We start from the raw sequence: 21,727 nt of genomic DNA, 5'->3' as shown, positions 1-21,727 counted from the left end.
ACGTCCTGGTCGTTCGCCGGGCGGTCAATCACGCAACGCCGAGTCTGGAGCGGCCCCATCGCTCGCTGCCCGTGAAGGGGTCGCACCGACAACGCAATTGAGCGCCCGCTCGGGGCATCGGATGCGTGTCGGAATTTCTTACACTCGTCCCGGGCTGGCGTCTCCAGGCGCTCTAACTGTCTGATTGAACGGCAAGTTTATCAATCTTGCGACTGGCATCATTAATGCTAATCAACTGCTCACGCATCCGCGAACCTCCGCGGGCAGCACGATCAGGGAGCGGCAATGATGAAGGTCTACGACGAAGCGCTGGTTAATTCCTACACGGCCGATTACCAGTATGCCCCCGCAGTTTCGCAGCTCACCGGTGGTGGCTATGTCGTCACCTGGGTGTCGCGGGGTCAGGACGGCAATGCGGATGGCATCTACGCGCAGCGCTTCTCCGCGTCGGGCATACCGGCGGGGCCGGAATTCCGGGTCAATTCCAATGTCATCGGCAACCAGGTCGAGCCGACGGTGGTCGGGCTGTCCGACGGCAGCTTCGCCGTGGTGTGGACCGACCAGAGCGGCCTCGACGGCAGCAGCTATGGCGTCTACATGCAACGCTACAGCGCGGACGGGCTGGCGCTGGGCACGCAGCAGCGCGTCAATAGCTTCACGACCAACGATCAGGGACAGGCGAGCATCGCAGCCTACAACGGCGGCTACGTCGTCACCTGGTATTCGAACGGCCAGGATGGCAGCGGCTACGGCGTGTATGCCCAGCGCTACGACAACGCCGGCAATCCGGTACTCACCAACGGCGTCAACGAGTTCCGCGTCAATGCCACCACGGCTGGCAGCCAGTACGAGCCCGACGTGGCGGCACTGGCCGACGGGCGCTTCGTGGTCGTGTGGCGCTCCGATTCGCAGGACGGCAGCAGCGCAGGCGTCTACGCGCAGCGTTACAACGCCGACGGTACGCTGGCCGGCGGCGAGTTCCGCGTCAATTCCACGACCGCGAACGGGCAATACGAAGCCAAGGTGACGATGCTGGGCGGCGGCGGCTTCGTCGTCGTGTGGCGTTCCGATTCGCAGGATGGCAGCGGCGCGGGCGTCTATGCCCAGATCTACGATGCAGCCGGTGCGCCGGTCGGCGGCGAGTTCCGCATCAACGAGACGACGACCGGCGGCCAGTACCAGCCGGACGTGGAGGCGCTCGACGGCGGAGGCTTCGTCGTGACCTGGTACAACGACAATTACGACGCCTCGGGCAGCGGCTCGTATCAGGACATCTATGTGCGCGAGTACTCCGCCACCGGTGTCGCGCTGACCAGCCAGATGAAGGTGAATACGCCCACCGCGGGCCAGACCGCCCAGTCCGAGCCGGCGATCGCCCAGCTCGGCAGCGGCAATTACGTCGTCGTGTGGCGCTCGGACAACCAGGAGGCCGACGGCGGCTATTCGGGGATCTATCAACAGCTCTTCGGCGACGCGGCGGAGCTGCCGCGCCAGGCCAACCCCGAACTCGGGGATTTCGCCGGCACGGTCACCTTTGGTGAGAACCTGGTCAACGCCGTGCCGCAAGTCCTCGATCCGGCGGTCAGCGTCACCGACTTGGATTCCGCGAATCTCGACGGCGGGCGTGTCGAAATTTTTTACACCCAGTTCGGGAGCGCTGAGGATCAGCTCGGCGTGCGCAATCAGGGCAGCGGCGTTGCGCAGATCGGCGTATCCGGCAACACGGTCACCTACAACTACGGCGGCGGTGCGGTGGCGATCGGCACGATCAGCGGCGGCACCAACGGCAGCATGCTCACGGTGACGTTCAACGCCAATGCCACCGTAGACGGCGTCGAGGCGCTGATCCAGAACCTCACCTACGCCAACACCGCCAGCAGCCCGCAGGCCAGCCGCACGGTGGCGCTGCGCGTGTATGACGGCGACGGCGGCGCCAGCAACCCGGGTTCCATCGTCATCAACGTGGTGCGCGAGGAGGACGGGGCGCCGCGCGCGTATGGCGAGGAGCAGGTCAATACCTACGGGCCTGGTAATCAGGAAAATGTCGTTGCCGAACGGCTGGCTGACGGCAGCTATGTCGTTGCCTGGCAGTCTAACGGCGGCCAGGACGGCAGTGACTGGGGCATCTACGCGCAGCGCTTTGGCAACAACGGCGAACCGATCGGCCCTGAGTTCCGCGTCAATGCGGTGACGCCCAACGAGCAGAGCTGGCCGCAGATCGCGGCGCTGTCGAATGGGGGCTATGTTGTCACCTGGCAGGACAACGGCAACGACGGCAGCGGCTGGGGAGTCTTTGGCCAGCGCTTTGCCGCCGACGGCTCGGCGCAGGGCGGGCAGTTCCCGGTCAATACCTTCACCAGCGGTAACCAGTTTCATAACGGCGTCACTGCCTATGCGGGTGGCTTCGCGGTGGTGTGGAGTTCGATCGGCAACACCGGTGGCAGCAGCCACGACATCTACCTGCAGCGCTTCGACAATGCCGGCAACAAGGTCCTGACCGCGGGCGTCAACGAGGCACGCGTCAGCACGATCCCCGGCGCGGCGGGAGCACAGACCGGCAACCAGTACGTGCCTGACGTGGCGACGCTGGCCAACGGCAGCCTGGTGGTGGTGTGGAGCGACGGCGGCGGCAACGACGGCAACGGCGATGGCGTGTATGCGCGCATCTACACGCCGGGGACCGACAGCTTCGGCAGCAGCTTCCTGGTCAATACCACGACGACGAATTCCCAGAGCAGTGTTGGCGGCGAGTACGTACCGACGGTGGCGGCGCTGGCGGGCGGCGGTTTCGTCGTGGTGTGGCCGTCGAACGGGCAGGACGGCAGCGGCTGGGCGGTGATCGGCCAGCGCTTCGACAACGCCGGCAACAAGGTGGGCGGCGAGTTCCAGGTGAACGAGACCACCGCGGGCAGCCAGTACATGTCGGATGTGACGGCGCTGTCGACCGGCGGCTTCGTGGTGAGCTTCTACAACGACAACTACGACCTGGGCGGCACCGGCTCGACGGCCGACGTGTACATCCGCGAATACGATGCGGCGGGCAACCCGGTCGATGGCCAGCGCAAGGTCAACACGACGACGGCGAGCACGCAGAGCGAGCCGTCGGTGGTGGACCTGGGGCAGGGCAACTTCGCGGTGCTGTGGGCCGGCTACGGGCAGGACAGCGCCAACACCTACGGCATCTTCCAGCAGCTCTATGGTGACGCGGCGGAGCTGCCGCGCTCGGCCAGTCCGCAACTGGCCGACGTGGATGCGACGGTGACCTTCGCCGAGAACGCGGTCAATGCCGGGCTTCAGGTGATCGACGCGGCGGTGGGGCTGTCTGATACGGACTCGGGCAACTTCAACGGCGGCCGGCTGGATCTGTACTATGTACAGAACGGCGCGGCGGAAGATCAGCTCGGTGTGGTCAACCAGGGCAATGCGGCGGGCCAGATCGGCGTGTCGGGCAGCACGGTGAGCTATGGCGGGGTGGCGATCGGCACGATCAGCGGCGGGGCCAACGGCGCGAACCTGCGCATCGACTTCACCAGCAACGCGGCCACGGTGGAGGCGGTGGAGGCGCTGATCCAGCGCCTGGGCTATGCGAACGTGGATTCGAGCCCGAACGCGAGCCGGGTGCTGGGGCTGCGGGTGTCGGACGGCGACGGCGGCAGCAGCGTGGCGAGCACGCTGACGATCGCGGTGACGGGCGACCTGGACGGCGCGCCGGCGGTGCATGGCGAGGACCAGGTCAATACCTACGGCCCCGGCAATCAGGAGTGGCCGGCAGCGGCGAAGCTGGGCGACGGCAGCTACGTGGTGGTGTGGCAGTCCAACGGTCAGGACGGCAGTGACTGGGGCATCTACGCGCAACGCTTCGCCAACAACGGCGAGGCGATCGGCCCCGAGTTCCGTGTTAACAGCGTGACGCCCAACGAGCAGAGCTGGCCGCAGATCGCGGCGCTGTCGAACGGCGGCTATGTCGTCACCTGGCAGGATTTCGGCAACGATAGCGCCAGCACCTGGGGCGTGTACGGCCAGCGCTTCGCGGCCGACGGCGCGGCGCAGGGCGGTCAGCTCCTGGTCAATACCTTCACCAGCAGCACGCAGTATCACGATAGCGTCACCGCCTACGACGGCGGCTTCGCGGTGGTGTGGAGCTCGACCGGCAACACCGGCGGCAGCAGCCACGACATCTACCTGCAACGCTTCGACAATGCAGGCAACAAGGTCCTGACCGCGGGCGTCAATGAGGCGCGGGTCAGCACGATCCCCGGGGCGGCGGGGGCGCAGACGGGCAACCAGTACGTGCCCGACGTGGCGACGCTTGCGAACGGCAGCCTGGTGGTGGTGTGGAACGACAGCGGCAGCAACGACGGCAGCAGCGACGGCGTGTATGCGCGCATCTATACGCCGGGGACCGACAGCTTCGGCAGCAGCTTCCTGGTCAATACCACGACGGCCGGATCGCAGAGCAACAATGGCTTCGGCGAGTACGCGCCGATGGTGGCAGCGCTGGCGGGCGGCGGCTTCGTCGTGGTGTGGCCGTCGAACGGGCAGGACGGCAGCGGCTGGGCGGTGATCGGGCAGCGCTTCGACAACGCCGGCAACAAGGTGGGCGGCGAGTTCCAGGTGAACGAGACCACCGCGGGCAGCCAGTACATGTCGGATGTGACGGCGCTGTCGACCGGCGGCTTCGTGGTGAGCTTCTACAACGACAACTACGACCTGGGCGGCACCGGCTCGACGGCCGACGTGTACATCCGCGAATACGACGCCGCGGGCAACCCGGTCGATGGCCAGCGCAAGGTCAACACGACGACGGCGAGCACGCAGAGCGAGCCGTCGGTGGTGGACCTGGGGCAGGGCAACTTCGCGGTGGTGTGGAGCGGTTACAACCAGGAAGCGGGCACGCCCAACACCTACGGCATCTTCCAGCAGTTGTTCGGCGACACGGCCGAGCTGCCGCGTTCGGCCAGCCCGCAACTGGGCGACTTCACCGGCACGGCGACCTTCGCCGAGAACGCGGTCAATGCCGGGCTGCAGGTGATCGACGCGGCGGTGGGGTTGAGCGACACGGACTCGGGCAACTTCAACGGCGGCCGGCTGGACCTGTACTACGTGCAGAACGGCGCGGCCGAGGATCAACTCGGTGTGGTCAGCCAGGGCATTGCGGCGGGTCAGATCGTCGTGTCGGGCAGCACGGTGAGCTATGGCGGGGTGGCGATCGGCACGATCAGTGGCGGGGCCAACGGCGCGAACCTGCGCATCGACTTCACCAGCAATGCGGCCACGGTGGAGGCGGTCGAAGCGCTGATCCAGCGCCTGGGCTACGCGAACCTGGATTCGAGCCCGAACGCGAGCCGGGTGCTGGGGCTGCGGGTGTCGGACGGCGACGGCGGGAGCAGCGCGGCGAGCACGCTGACGATCGCAATCACCGGCGATCTCGACGGCGCGCCGGCGGTGCATGGCGAGGAACAGGTCAATACCTTCACCTTCGACTACCAATGGGCGCCGGCGGTGGCCGACCTCGCCGGCGGCGGCTACGTCATCACCTGGATCTCGCGCAGCCAGGACGGCACGGCGAACCAGGACGGCGTCTATGCGCAGCGCTTCCTGGAAAACGGCGAGGCGGTGGGTCCCGAGTTCCGCGTGAACACCGGCACTGCCGGCAACCAGCGCGAAACCAAGGTCGCCGGTCTGGCCGACGGCAGCTTCGTCGTCGTGTGGACCGACCAGAACGGCACCGACGGCAGCGGCAATGGCGTGTACGGCCAGCGCTTCGATGCCGGCGGCAATGCGCTCGGCGTGCAGTTCCTGGTCAATGCCGCGTCCACCAGCAGCACGCAGGAGATGCCCTCGATCGCCGCCTTCGCCGGCGGCGGCTACATCGTCACCTGGCAGTCGTCCGCTGCCCTCGCCAACGGCGGTGACGGCAGCGGTTTCGGCGTGTACGCGCAGCGCTACAACAACGATGGCACCACCAACGGTGGCATGTTCCGTGTCAACACGACGACCACCGGTTCGCAATACGAGAGCGACGTGGCGACCTGGGCCGACGGCAGCTTCGTGGTGAGCTGGCGCTCCGACAACCAGGATGGCAGCGGCGCCGGCGTGTACTTCCAGCGCTACAACTCGGCCGGCGTGGCGCAGGGCAGCGAGACGCTCGCCAACACGATCACCGTGAGCAACCAGTACGAGGCGAAGGTCGCCACGCTGACCGGCGGCGGCTTCGTCATCGTGTGGCGTGACGATGGCGCGCAGGACGGCTCTGGCAATGCGGTGTTCGGCCAGCGTTTCGACACAGCCGGCAACAAGCTGGGTGCTCAGTTCATGGTCAACGAATCGACCGTGGGCAGCCAGTACCAGCCCGATGTGGTCGGGTTGGAGAACGGCGGCTTCGTCGTCACCTTCTTCAACGATAACTACGATGTCAGCGGGTCCGGTTCGTATTCCGACGTTTATATCCGCGAATACGATGCGGGCGGTGTCGCCATCGACGGCCAGCGCCGGGTCAACAGCTTCGTCAGCAACAACAGCCAGTGGGAGCCGGCGATCGCCCACCTGGGCAGCGACAACTTCGTCGTCGCCTGGCGTTCGGATACCCAGGACGGCAGCAACTCGGGTGTCTATCAGCAGTTGTTCGGCAATGCGGCGGAACTCGCACGTTCGTCGGCCAACCCGGTGCTCGATGACTTCCGTGCGCAGCGCGTGCTCGTCAGCGACAACACCTCGTCGTTCTACGCCGGCAATGCGCAGGTGATCGACGGCGACGTCGATGTGCAGGATGCCGATTCGGCGAATTTCGACGGCGGCAGCCTGGTCGTAACCTTGCTCAACGGCGCCAGCGCCACCGAGGCGCTCGCCATCCGCAACCAGGGCACGGCGGCGTTCCAGATCGGCGTGTCGGGTAGCGACGTCACCTTCGGCGGTGTGGTGATCGGTACGTTCAGCGGCGGCGGGTTCGCCAGCGGCTTGCTGACGATCAGTCTGAATGCGAACGCCACGCCGCTGGCAGTGCGCGCGCTGGCGCAGAACATCACCTACCAGAACACCGCGCCACCGGCCGGCACCACGGATCGTTACGTCGGCTTCCGCGTCAGCGACGGCGACGGCGGCGTCAGCAATGCGGTGAACGTCGAAATCCAGATCCAGCCCACGATCACGCCGGCGGCGGTGAACGTGGACGACGTCGAATCCAGCGTCACGCTGACCGAAGCGCAGGCCCAGGCCGGTGGCTTCGTGCTCGACAGCGCGGTGCAGGTCAACTACAACGGCGCGGGCAGCTTCAACGGCGGCACGTTGACGGTCTCCTACCTGAGTTCGTCCAACCGCGTGGACGACCAGCTCTCCATTCGCAACCAGGGCAGCGGTGCCAACCAGGTCGGCGTGTCCGGCACGGCGGTGAATTTCGAAGGCGTGCAGATCGGCACGATCAGCGCCACGCTGAACGGTGCCAACGGCAACAATCTGCAGATCACCTGGAATGCCAGCGCCACCGACCAAATGATCGAGCGCGTGCTGGAGAACCTGGTCTACAGCAATCCGTCGGACGGCCCGCTCGCCAGCCGCAGCATCCGCTTCGTGCTGACCGACAGCGCCGCCAATGCAAGCACGGCGCGCGACATGGTCATCAACGTGACGCCGCAGGTGGATGGTGCGAGCCCGTTGTTCGGCGAGCAGCACGTCAACATCTACGAGCCGGACGAACAGCACGTGCCGGTGACGGCGGGCCTGCAGGGGCCCAACGACGGCGGCTACGTGGTGGTGTGGCGCTCGAACGGGCAGGACGGCAGCTCGTACGGCATTTACGGCCAGCGCTACGACGCCAAGGGCGGCGCGGTGGGGGCCGAGTTCCAGGTGAACAGCCAGACGCTGAACAGCCAGTACGAGCCCGAGGTGGCGAGCCTGGCCAATGGCGGCTTTGTGGTGGTGTGGCGCGACGACAGCGGCCGCGACGGTTCCGGCGCCGGCGTGTATGCGCAGATCTACGATGCGAGCGGAGCGAGGGTAGGGGGCGAGCGGCTGATCAACACCAGCACGACCGGCGGCCAGTACGAGCCGGCGGTGGTGGGGCTGAGCGATGGCAGCTTCGTGGTGGCCTACCGTAGCGACTACACCAACGCCTCGTCGAGCTATGTGTACGACGTGCTGGCGCGGCGCTTCGACGCCAGCGGCAACGAGCTCACGGCGGAATTCACGCTGAACACGACGACGTCGGGCACGCAGTTCAACCCGCGCCTGGCGGCGCTGGCGGGCGGGCAGTTCGTGGTGCTGTATGGCGATGCGAGCGGCAACGACGGCAGCAGCTACGGCGTGTTCAGCAAGGTGTTCAACGCCAGCGGCACGCAGGCGGTGGCCGAGCAGGTGGTCAACACCACGATCAGCGGCAACCAGTATGGGCAGGATGTGGCGGCGCTGGCCGGGGGCGGCTATGTGGCGGTGTGGTGGTCGGCGGACAACCAGATCTACGGCCAGCGCTTCGATGCGAGCGGCGCGAAGGCGGGCGGCGAGTTCCGCATCAGCACGGTCGACACCACGGCCTACAACAACTTTGCGCGCGTCACCGCGCTCGACAGCGGCGGCTTCGTGGTCGCCTGGGACAGCATCAATGCGCCGGGTGGCAGCACCTACGACGTGCTGGTGCAGCAGTTCGACGCGGTGGGGACCAAGATCGACGGCCCGACGCGGGTCAACAGCACGACGGCGAGCACGCAGTACTACCCGGACATCGCCGGGCTGAGCGGCAGCAACTTCGTCGTCACCTGGGCGAGCTACGGCCAGGAGGCCAACGGCCCCAATACCTACGGCATCTACAGCCAGATCCTGGGCACGCCGGGCTCGATCGTGCGCTCGGCGGCGCCTGAGCTGGTGGATGTGGCCGCCAGCGTCACCTTCGCCGAGAACCTGGTCAACGCCGCGCCGCAACTGATCGACGCCGCGGTCAGGCTGAGCGACACCGATTCGGCCAGTTTCAACGGCGGGCAGCTCGTCGTGGCCATCATCCCGGCGGGCCAGCAGCAGCCCGATCTGCCCTTCACTCAGGATCAGCTCGGCATCCTCAATTCGGGTAGCGGCACCGGTCAGGTCGGCGTGTCGGGCGGCAACGTCAGCTACCAGGGCACGGTGATCGGCAGCATCGCGTCGGCCGGGGCGAACGGCAGCAATCTGGTGGTCAATCTCAACGCCAATGCCACCGCGCAGGCGGTGGAAGCGGTGATCGAGCACCTGACCTACCAGAACACCTCGAGCAATCCGGCCACAACGCGCCTGATCAGCATCCAGGTCAGCGACGGTGCCGGCGGCACCAGCACGCCGCGCACGATCGCAATCAACGTGACGCCGCAGGTGGACGGCGCGAGCCCGCTGTTCGGCGAGCAGCACGTCAACACCTACGAGCCGGACGAACAGCACGTGCCGGTGACGGCGGGCCTGCAGGGGCCCAACGACGGCGGCTACGTGGTGGTGTGGCGCTCGAACGGGCAGGACGGCAGCTCGTACGGCATCTACGGCCAGCGCTACGACGCCAAGGGCGGCGCGGTGGGGGCCGAGTTCCAGGTCAATGGCAACACGCTGGGCAGCCAGTACGAGCCCGAGGTGGCAAGCCTGGCCAATGGCGGCTTTGTGGTGGTGTGGCGCGACGACAGCGGCCGCGACGGTTCCGGCGCCGGCGTGTATGCGCAGATCTACGATGCGAGCGGAGCGAGGGTAGGGGGCGAGCGGCTGATCAACACCAGCACGACCGGCGGCCAGTACGAGCCGGCGGTGGTGGGGCTGAGCGATGGCAGCTTCGTGGTGGCCTACCGTAGCGACTACACCAACGCCTCGTCGAGCTATGTGTACGACGTGCTGGCGCGGCGCTTCGACGCCAGCGGCAACGAGCTCACGGCGGAATTCACGCTGAACACGACGACGTCGGGCACGCAGTTCAACCCGCGCCTGGCGGCGCTGGCGGGCGGGCAGTTCGTGGTGCTGTATGGCGATGCGAGCGGCAACGACGGCAGCAGCTACGGCGTGTTCAGCAAGGTGTTCAACGCCAGCGGCACGCAGGCGGTGGCCGAGCAGGTGGTCAACACCACGATCAGCGGCAACCAGTATGGGCAGGATGTGGCGGCGCTGGCCGGGGGCGGCTATGTGGCGGTGTGGTGGTCGGCGGACAACCAGATCTACGGCCAGCGCTTCGATGCGAGCGGCGCGAAGGCGGGCGGCGAGTTCCGCATCAGCACGGTCGACACCACGGCCTACAACAACTTTGCGCGCGTCACCGCGCTCGACAGCGGCGGCTTCGTGGTCGCCTGGGACAGCATCAATGCGCCGGGTGGCAGCACCTACGACGTGCTGGTGCAGCAGTTCGACGCGGTGGGGACCAAGATCGACGGCCCGACGCGGGTCAACAGCACGACGGCGAGCACGCAGTACTACCCGGACATCGCCGGGCTGAGCGGCAGCAACTTCGTCGTCACCTGGGCGAGCTACGGCCAGGAGGCCAACGGCCCCAATACCTACGGCATCTACAGCCAGATCCTGGGCACGCCGGGCTCGATCGTGCGCTCGGCGGCGCCTGAGCTGGTGGATGTGGCCGCCAGCGTCACCTTCGCCGAGAACCTGGTCAATGCCGCGCCGCAACTGATCGACGCCGCGGTCAGGCTGAGCGACACCGATTCGGCCAGTTTCAACGGCGGGCAGCTCGTCGTCAGCGTGATCTCGGGCTACGGCAACATCGAGCAGGCGCAGTTGCCGCAGGATCCAGAAGCGCAGGATCAGTTCGGCATCCGCAGCCAGGGCAGCGGGCCGGGACAGGTTGATGTGCTCGGCAGCAGCGTGCGCTATGGCGGAACGACGATCGGCACGATCACTTCCGACGGCACGAACGGCCGCGACCTCGTCGTCACCTTCAACATCAACGCCACGCCGACGGCGGTGGAAGCGGTAATCGAAAATCTCACATACAGCAATAGCGCCTCCAACCCCGTTGCAAGCCGCCTGGTGAGCGTGCAGGTCAGCGACGGTGCGGGCGGCTCGAGCGTGCCGCAGGTGGTGCAGATCAACGTCACGCCGGAGTACGACGGCGGTCGGCCGCTGTTCAATGAAGAGGTGGTCAACACCTACACGCCTTCGAACCAGGGGCAGTCGGACATGGCCCGCCTGGCCGATGGCGGTTATGTCACCGTGTGGACCTCGCAGACGCAGGACGGTTGGGGCTACGGCATTTACGGCCAGCGCTACGACGCGCAGGGCGTGGCGGTGGGCAACCAGTTCCAGGTCAACGACTACACGCCTTACGATCAGACGCATCCGGTCGTCACTCAGCTCGCCGGCGGGGGCTTCGTCGTCGTGTGGACCGATGAGGGCGGGCACGACGGTTCGAGTTCCGGCCTGTATGGCCAGCGCTATGACGCCAACGGCTTGCAGGTGGGCGACGCCTTCCTGATCAACGCCTACACCAGTGGCCAGCAGTATCAACCGACCATCGCCAGTTTTGCCGGCGGCGGCTTCGTCGCCGCGTGGTATTCCGCCACCGTGCAGGACGGCCGCTACTACGACGTCTTCTTCCAGCGCTTCGACAACAATGGCGCTCCGGTCGGCGCTGAGACGCGCGCGAACACGAGCGCGGGCGTCGAGAATTCCGCGCAGTACGAACCTTCGGTGACGGTGCTCAACGACGGGTCCTTCGTCGTCGCCTGGCGTTCCGACAATCAGGATCCGGATGGCGGCTATTCCGGCGTCTACGCGCAGCGCTTCGCGGCCAACGGCACGGCGCTGGGCGGCGAGTTCCGCGTCAACACCTACACCGACTACTGGCAGTTCGACCCCAGCATTGCGGCGCTGACCGGTGGCGGCTACGTGGTGAGTTGGACGTCGTACGCGCAGGACGGCGGCGGCAGCTATGGTGTCTTCGCCCAACGCTTTGCCAACGACGGCACGCGCTTGGGTGACGAGTTCCGCGTCAACACCACCACCGCGAGCAACGAGGACGAGCCCTCGGTGACGGCGCTGGCCAATGGCGGATTCGTCATCGCCTGGAGCAACGGCTCGCGCATCTACGTGCAGCAGTACGATGCCAGCGGCGTGGCCATTGACGGTGAGATCCGCGTCGATGCGAAGGACGACAACTACGCGGTCGAGCCTGTGGTGCAGGGTCTCGCCAACGGCAATTTCGTGGTGAGCTGGACCGATTACCGGGACGACGCAGCCAACAACAGTTACGGCGTGTTCCAGCGGGTGTTCGGCAATCCGGCCGAGTTCTCGCGTCAGGCCGACCCGCTGCTGGTGGATGTGGCGAGCAGCGTCACCTTCGCCGAAAACGATGTGAACCTGCAGCCGCGCGTGATCGACCCGGGCGTTGGCCTATTCGACCCCGATTCGGCCAACTTCGCCGGCGGCAAGCTCGAGGTGGATTACATCAGCGGCTACGGCGGCCAGGACCAGTTGGGCATGGAAGGCCTGGAGAACCAGGACCAGCTCGGCATCCGCTCCGAGGGTGACGGGCTGACGCAGGTGCGTGTGAGCGGCCTCAACGTCTATTACAGCGGCGTGCAGATCGGCACCATCACCGCCAACGGCGCCAACCACGGCAAGCTGGTGGTCGAATTCAATGCCAATGCGACGGCCGAGGCCGTCGAGTCGGTGATCGAGAACCTGACCTACCAGAACACCTCCAGCAATCCGTTCGCCAGCCGCACCGTGTCCCTGCGCCTGACCGATGGCGATGGCGGTGCCAGCGACGCCCAGTTCATCACCATCAACGTCACGCCCGAGGTGGACGGCGCGGTGCCGTTCGGGCTCGAACGCCAGGTCAATACCACGGTGGCCAACACCCAGGAGCAGCCGGCCGTCGCCCACCTGAGCGGCGGCGGCTACGTGGTGGTGTGGCAGTCGTACAACCAGGATGCGGCGAGCACCTGGGGCGTGTATGGCCAGCGCTACGATGCCGACAACAATGCGGTCGGCGCGGAGTTCCGTGTCAATACCACCACCGCCAACTCGCAGTACGAAACGCAGGTGGTTGGCCTGACCGGTGGCGGCTTCGTCGTCGTGTGGCGGGCCGACAACCAGGACGGCAGCGGCGCCGGTGTGTATGCACAGCGCTTCGACGCCAGCGGTGTCGCGCAGGGCGCCGAGTTCCGCGTCAACGAGTCCACTGCCGGCAGCCAATACCAGCCCGATGTCGCGGCGCTTGCCAACGGCGGTTTTGCGGTCACCTGGTACAACGACAACTACGGCACCTCGGGCACCGGCAGCTATGGCGACGTGTATGTGCGCCAGTACGACGCCAGCGGCACGGCCACGACGGGTCAGATCAAGGCCAACACGCCGCTCGCCACCCAGACCTACCAGTACGAACCGAGCATCGCGGTGCTGGGCAATGGCGACTTCGTCGTGGCGTGGCGTTCGGACAGCAATCAGGACGGCAATGGCGCCGGCATCTTCGCGCAGCGCTTTACGGCCAACGGAGCCAAGCTCGGAGCCGAGTTCGCGGTCAATAGCTACACCGACAGCACCCAGTCGCTGCCCGACGTGGCCGCGCTGAAGGATGGCGGCTTCATCGTCACCTGGCGCTCGGAAGGGCAGGACCTCAGCAGCGGCGGCATCTACGCCCAGCGCTACGATGCGGCGGGCAACACCGTCGGCACCGAGTTCCGCGTCAATACGATCACCACTGGCAACCAGGATGATCCTGCAGTCACTGCACTCGAGAACGGCGGCTGGGTGATCACCTGGACGGACACGAACGGCGCCGACGGCAACGGTTACGGCGTCTTCCTGCAGCAATACGACGCCGCCGGGCGGCAGATGGATGGACAGACGCAGGTCAATACCTACGCCTATTCCACGCAGTACCAGCCGGCCATCACCAGCATGGCCGACGGCGGCTTCATCGTCGCCTACAGCTCCTATGTCGCTTCCGGTGACGGCAACGGCGACGGGCTGCCTGACGGCGGCAACAACACGCAGGAGATCCGGCTGCAGCGCTACAGCAACACCGCGCCGGTGCTGACCGATGTGTTCGTCAATGGTCAGGAGGACAGCCCCGTCGTGCTGACCGACGAGCTGTTCATCTCCGGCTTCAATGATCCGGAAGGGCAGAACCTCGCGGCGATCAAGATCACCACGCTGCCGGCGCAGGGCACACTGAAGCTGAACGGCGTAGCGGTCATCCCGGGTCAGGAGATCAGCCTGGCCGACCTGCAGGCGGACAAGCTGACCTACCAGGGCGACCCGAATTACTTCGGTCTCGATCAGTTCGCCTGGACGGGCAGTGACGGCGTCGCCTTCGCCGCGACGCCGGTGTTCACCAACATCAACCTGGCCAATGTCAATGACGCGCCGGCGCTGCAGGCCGGCGCCGACGACACGGCGGCGGAAGGCAACTTCTTCAGCCACGCCATCACGCTCGGTGACCCGGACCCGGATACGCACCAGGTGACGGTGAACTGGGGGGATGGCACGGCCAACACGATCTACAACACCAGCGCCGACATCCTCAACATCGGCCACACCTTCGCCGACAACGGCAGCTACACCGTCACGGTCACGGCCAACGACCAGCAGAATCAGGCCAACAGCGTCGAGGTGGATAGCTTCCAGGTCACGGTGAGCAACGTCGCGCCGGACCTCAGCCTGTTTGGTGCCGCGACGGTGGTGCAGAGCGAGCTGTACGCGCTGACGCTGGGCAGCGTGATCGACCCGGGCGCGGACACCGTGACCGAGTACCGCATCGACTGGGGTGACGGTTCCGGCACGCAGACGGTGCTCGCCGCGGATTTGCCGGCCAACCGGCAATTGACGCATACCTATGCCGCCACCGGCGGCAAGACGATCGCCGTCAGCCTGGTGGATGAAGACGGCACCTACAACAACGTGGAGACCAAGGCGATCACGGTCAGCGCGCCGGCCGAGGTGCTGACGGTGAATGCGGGTGCGGATCGCACGGTGAACGAGGGCAGCTTCTTCGTCCAGACGATCAACTTCAGCGATCCCACCGACACCGATCCGGCAGGCCGGCTGTACACGGTGGACTGGGGCGACGGCAGCACGTCGTCCGGCCGGACTTTCAACGCGGCGTCGATCGACATCGGCCACACCTACGCCGACGGCAGCAACGCCTACACGGTGTCGGTCACCATCGACGACGACGGCGCACAGCAGGCGAGCGACAGCTTCCAGGTCACGGTGAACAACGTCGCGCCGACGCTGTTCCTGTCGGGAGCGGCGACAACGCCCGAAGGCAGCGCCTACACGCTCAACATCACCACTTCGGACCCCGGCGCCGACACGATCTCCGCCTACAGCATCGACTGGGGCGACGGCAGCGCGGCGCAGGTGCTCACCGCGGCGCAACTGGCGGCAGGGTCGGGCAACGTCATCCACACCTATGCGGATGGCACGGCAGCGCGGACGATCACGGTGCAGGCGACCGACGAGGACGGCACCTGGAGCAACACCAAGGCGATCACGGTGAATGATGTCGCGCCGACGGTGGTGCTGACCGGCGCCAACGCGGTGGATGAAGGCGGCACGTATACGCTGACCCTGGCGTCGATCACCGATCCGGGGCAGGACACGCCCGCCAGTTACACGATCAACTGGGGCGACGGCAATGCGGAGGTGGTGAGCAGTCTCGGCAGCTACACCCATGTCTATGCCGATGGCCTGTCCAGCCCGACGATCAGCGTGCTGGTCACCGACGAGGAGGGGGCGCACGCCAACGCGGGGGTGAAGACCATCACCGTCAATAACGTCGCGCCGACGCTGACGCTGACGGGAAACACGAACACCCCGGAAGGCAGCGCCTACCAGCTCAATATCGCCCGCACCGACCCGGGTGCGGACACCGTATCCACCTATAGCGTGGATTGGGGCGACGGCACCGCCGCAACCGTGCTGAGCGCGGCACAACTGGCCAGCCTGGCCGGCAATGTGAGCCACACCTATGCCGACGGTGCAGCGAACTACACGATCACCGTGCAGGCGACCGACGAGGATGGGACCTGGTCGAACACGAGAGCGGTGACGGTGAACAACGTCGCGCCGACGTCCCCGGTGACCGGTGCCGACACGGCGAACGAAGGCAGCGCCTATGTGCTGTCGGTGGGCGCGGTGGTCGATCCGGGCGCGGACACGCGCAGCGGCTACAGCATCGACTGGGGCGACGGCACGGTGCAGAACCTGACCCCGGCGGAGTGGGCGACCGCCGCCGGCAGCTTCAGCCACACCTATGCCGACGGTGGCGCGGGCGGCACGGCGCGCACGATCACGGTGAGCGCGACCGACGAGGACGGCAGCTTCGTGCTCGGCACGAAGAGCCTGACGGTGAACAACGTGGCGCCGGGCGTGGTGCTCAGCGGGGCCGACTCGACGAACGAAGGCGCGAGCTACACGCTCAATCTCGTCGGCAGCGACGCGGGCGGGGCGGCCGACACGCTGTCCTACAGCATCGACTGGGGCGACGGCAGCGTGGCGCAGGTGCTCACCGCGGCACAACTGGCGGCGCTGTCGGGCAATGTGACGCATACGTACGCCGACGATCAGGACGGCCCGGTCAATGCCACGCCGCGCAACATCGTGGTGACGGTCAGCGACGAAGACGGCGGCAGCTCGAACAGCAACAAGACAGTGACGGTGAACAACGTCGCCCCGACGCTCACCGCCAGCGGCGCGGCGACGGCGACGGTGGGCGTGGCCTACACGCTGAGCCTGTCGGCCTACGTCGATCCGGGCCAGGACACGCTGCTCGCCAATGGCATCAGCGTCGACTGGGGCGACGGCACGACGAGCACCTACGGCACGCTGGGCGACGTGACCCACACCTATGCAGCCGCGGGCGCGCCGACGATCCGCGTCAGCCTCACCGACGAGGACGGCACGTTTGCTGATGTGGCCACGGTGGATGTCGCCGTCGGCGCCGCGGCGGCGACGGTCAGCATCGCCGGGCAGGCGGCCGGCAACGTCGCCGAGGGCGCGACGTTCAGCCGCAACATCGCGTTCTCCGACGGCGAGGACAGCAACGGCGACGGCTGGAGCTACAGCGTCGCGTGGGACGACGGCGTGACGCAGAGCGGCACGACCACGACGCAGAGCTTCACGCTCAGCCGCAACGCGACCGACGGCCCGGCCACGCTGAACGCGACGATCACCGTGTCCGACACCGGTGGCGCGGACAGTGACACCGAAAACCTGGTGCTCACCGTCGCCAACGTCGCGCCGACGGCCGCGGTCACGGGTGCCGACACGGCGAACGAAGGCAGCGCCTATGCGCTGACGGTGGGCGCGGTGGTCGAACCGGGCGCGGACACGCGCACCGGCTACAGCATCGACTGGGGCGACGGCACGGTCCAGAACCTGACCCCGACCGAGTGGGCGAACGCCGCGGGCAGCTTCAGCCACATGTATGCCGACGGCGGACTGGGCGGCACAGCGCGCACGATCACGGTGAGCGCCACCGACGAGGACGGCAGCTTCGTGCTCGGCACGAAGGCGATCACGGTCGCCAACGTGGCGCCGACGCTGACGCTGACCGGGGCGTCGACGACGAGCGAAGGCGCGGTCTACACACTGAACCTGGCTGGCAGTGATCCGGCTGGAGCCAGCGACACGCTCAGCTACGCCATCGACTGGGGTGACGGCACGCTGGGCGCACAGACGTTCGGCCCGGGAGGCGACGTAACGCACGTCTTTGCCGACGACGAGGATGGCCCGGTCAATAGTTCGCCGCGCACGATTACGGTACTGGTCGACGACGGCGATGGAGGGACGCAACTACGTACGCTGATCGTGAATGTCGCCAACGTCGCGCCGACGGCGTCGGTGACGGGCGCCGACACGGTGGCCGAAGGCAGCCCCTACGCGCTGACGGTGGGTGCGGTGGCCGATCCGGGTGCGGACACGCGCAGCGGCTACAGCATCGACTGGGGCGACGGCAACACGAGCAGCTTCACGGCGGCCGAATGGGCCGCGGCGGCGGGCAGCTTCAGCCACACCTACGCCGATGGCGGGGCGGGCGGCACGGCGCGCACGATCACGGTGAGCGCGACCGACGAGGACGGGAGCTTCGTGCTCGGCACGAAGAGCCTGACGGTGAACAACGTGGCGCCGGGCGTGGTGCTCAGCGGGGCTGACGCGACGAACGAAGGCGCGAGCTACACGCTCAATCTCGTCGGCAGCGATGCGGCGGGGGCGGCCGACACGCTGTCCTACAGCATCGACTGGGGCGACGGCAGCGCGGCGCAGGTGCTGAGCGCGGCGCAACTGGCGGCGCTGGGCGGCAACGTGAGCCACGTCTTCGCCGATGACGAGGATGGCCCGGTCAATGCCACGGCACGCAACATCGTCGTGACGCTCAGCGACGAGGATGGCGGCAATTCGAGCAGCGGCAAGACAGTGACGGTGAACAACGTGGCGCCGGACCTCACCGCCAGCGGCGCGGCGACGGCGACGGTGGGCGTGGCCTACACGCTGAGCCTGTCGGCCTACGTCGATCCGGGCCAGGACACGCTGCTCGCCAACGGCATCAGCGTCGACTGGGGCGACGGCACCACGAGCACCTATAGCGCGCTGGGCGACGTGACCCACACCTATGCAGCCGCGGGCGCGCCGACGATCCGCGTCAGCCTCAGCGACGAGGACGGCAGCTATGCCGACGTGGCCACGGTGGATGTCGCCGTCGGCGCCGCGGCGGCGACGGTCAGCATCGCCGGCCAGGCGGCCGGCAACGTTGCCGAGGGCGCGACTTTCAGCCGCAACGTCGTGTTCTCCGACGGCGAGGACAGCAACGGCGACGGCTGGAGCTACAGCGTCGCGTGGGACGACGGTGTGACGCAGAGCGGCACGACCACGACGCAGAGCTTCACGCTCAGCCGCAACGCGGCCGACGGCCCGGCCACGCTGAACGCGACGATCACGGTCTCCGACACCGGCGGCGCGGACAGCGACACCGAAACCTTGGTGCTCACCGTCGCCAACGTCGCGCCCACGGCCGCGGTGACGGGTGCCGACACGGCGAACGAAGGCAGCGCCTACGCGCTGACGGTGGGCGCGGTGGTCGAGCCGGGCGCCGACACGCGCACCGGCTATAGCATCGCCTGGGGCGACGGCGACACGAGCAGCTTCACGGCGGCCGAATGGGCCGCGGCCGCGGGCAGCTTCAGCCACACCTACGCCGACGGTGGCGCGGGCGGCACGGGGCGGACGATCACGGTGAGCGCGACCGACGAGGACAGCAGCTTCGTGCTCGGCACGAAGAGTCTGACGGTGAACAACGTGGCGCCGGGGGTGGTGCTCAGCGGGGCCGACGCGACGAACGAAGGCGCGAGCTACACGCTGAACCTGGTCGGCAGCGATGCGGCGGGGGCGGCCGACACGCTGTCCTACAGCATCGACTGGGGCGACGGCAGCGGCGTGCAGGTGCTGACGGCGGCCGAGCTCGCAACGGCGTCGGGCAATGTCACCCACGTCTTCGCCGACGACGAGGACGGCCCGATCAACGCCACGGCGCGCAACATCGTGGTGACGGTCAGCGACGAGGACGGCGGCAGTTCGAGCAGCAACAAGACAGTGACGGTGAACAACGTCGCCCCGACGCTCACCGCCAGCGGCGCGGCGACGGCGACGGTGGGTGTGGCCTACACGCTGAGCCTGTCGGCCTACGTCGATCCGGGCGCCGACACGCTGCTCGCCAACGGCATCAGCGTCGACTGGGGCGACGGCACGACCACCACCCACGGCAGCCTGGGTGACGTGACGCACACTTACACCGCGCCGGGTACGCCGACGATCCGTGTCAGCCTCAGCGACGAGGACGGCACGTTTGCCGATGTGGCCACGGTGGATGTCGCCGTCGGCGCCGCGGCGGCGACGGTCAGCATCGCCGGGCAGGCGGCCGGCAATGTTGCCGAGGGCGCGACGTTCAGCCGCAACATCGTGTTCGCCGACGGCGAGGACAGCAACGGCGATGGCTGGAGCTACAGCGTCGCGTGGGACGACGGCGTGACGCAGAGCGGCACGACCACGACGCAGAGCTTCACGCTCAACCGCAACGCGGCTGACGGCCCGGCCACGCTGAACGCAACGATCACGGTGTCCGACACCGGCGGCGCGGACAGCGACACCGAGACCTTGGTGCTCAACGTCGCCAACGTCGCGCCGACGGCGTCGGTGACGGGCGCCGACACGGTGGCCGAAGGCAGCGCCTACGCGCTGGCGGTGGGTGCGGTGATCGATCCGGGCGCGGACACGCGCACCGGCTACAGCATCGACTGGGGCGACGGCACGGTGCAGAACCTGACGCCGACCGAGTGGGCGAACGCCGCGGGCAGCTTCAGCCACACGTATGCCGATGGCGGACTGGGCGGCACGGCGCGCACGATCACGGTGAGCGCGACCGACGAGGACAGCAGCTTCGTGCTCGGCACGAAGAGCCTGACGGTGAACAACGTGGCGCCGGGCGTGGCGCTGGCGGGCGCCGATGCGACGAACGAAGGCGCGAGCTACACGCTCAATCTCGTCGGCAGCGACGCGGCGGGGGCGGCCGACACGCTGTCCTACAGCATCGACTGGGGCGACGGCAGCGTGGCGCAGGTGCTCACCGCGGCGCAACTCGCGGCCCTGTCGGGCAATGTCACCCACGTCTTCGCCGACGACGAGGACGGCCCGGTCAACGCCACGCCATACAACATCGTCGTGACAGTCAGCGACGAGGATGGCGGCAGTTCGATGAGCGGCAAGACAGTGACGGTGAACAACGTCGCCCCGACGCTGACGGCCAGCGGCGCGGCGACGGCGACGGTGGGTGTGGCCTACACGCTGAGCCTGTCGAACTACGTCGATCCGGGCCAGGACACGCTGCTCGCCAACGGCATCAGCGTCGACTGGGGCGACGGCACGACGAGCACCTACGGTGCGCTGGGCGACGTGACCCACACCTATGCAGCCGCGGGCGCGCCGACGATCCGCGTCAGCCTCGCCGACGAGGACGGCAGCTACGCCGACGTGGCGACAAGGGCGGTAAGCGTCGTCGCCGGCACCGAGACCATCCGCATTGGCGATGCGCCGACTCGCGTCACCAGCACCTCGCAGTTCGTCACCGCGTGGAGCAATCCGCTGGTGACCGGCATCGAGCACACGGCCGACGCCTCGGCCGCGGCGCCGGCCTGGTCGCCGGTGCAGTTGGGGGTGCTCAATGTCGGCGTGCTCGCGGGTGGCGACATCTACAACGGCGACCTGGGGGTCAGCGGGCAGACGGCTGCGACCAGCACGGTGAAGCAGGAGGTCGACGGTACCGAGGCCTTGCGCTTCAAGCTGGATGCCGGGGCGACCGGCGTCACCGTGGATCTGTCGCGCTTCTACGCGAATGACGATGCATCGTCGTTCTACGAAGCGGGTCGGCTGCGCCTGCTCGATGCATCCGGCAATGTTGTCGGCGAGACGACTTTCGTCGCCGGCGGCACGAGCGGCGACCGGACGATCTCGCTCGACAGCAGCGCAGGTTTCACCACGGTGGAGCTGAGTGCCGGTGTCTATGACGGCAACAACTTCGTGTTCGGCGGCTACGCCGATGCGAACGGCGACTTCGCCACCGCCCGCTATACGGATGCGCTGGGCAAGCAGCACGGCAGCGAATTCCTGGTCGATTGGGTGGAGTTCGAGGTGCCGGTGGTCGGGGTGCCGAGCGCCGCAGGGGGCTGATCGGTGTCGGATGTTTTTACAGGGCGAACGCCGATAGTGCGCAAGTGATTGAAAGTTGGAT

Annotated in this window: 1 protein-coding gene; it reads left to right on the top strand. The window is 67.4% G+C overall.

Going from position 1 to position 21,727, the window contains the following annotated elements; translation table 11 throughout:
* Positions 1-285 precede the first annotated feature (285 nt).
* Positions 286-21,666, top strand: a complete 21,381-nt coding sequence (locus GH664_RS20910) for a PKD domain-containing protein (protein WP_153170055.1) — start codon at positions 286-288, stop codon at positions 21,664-21,666.
* The last annotated feature ends 61 nt before the right edge of the window (positions 21,667-21,727 follow it).

This window comes from Thauera sp. 2A1 (genome assembly GCF_009469595.2).
In the GTDB taxonomy this organism is placed as follows: Bacteria; Pseudomonadota; Gammaproteobacteria; order Burkholderiales; family Rhodocyclaceae; genus Thauera.
This window is presented reverse-complemented; position numbering and strand designations above follow the sequence as displayed.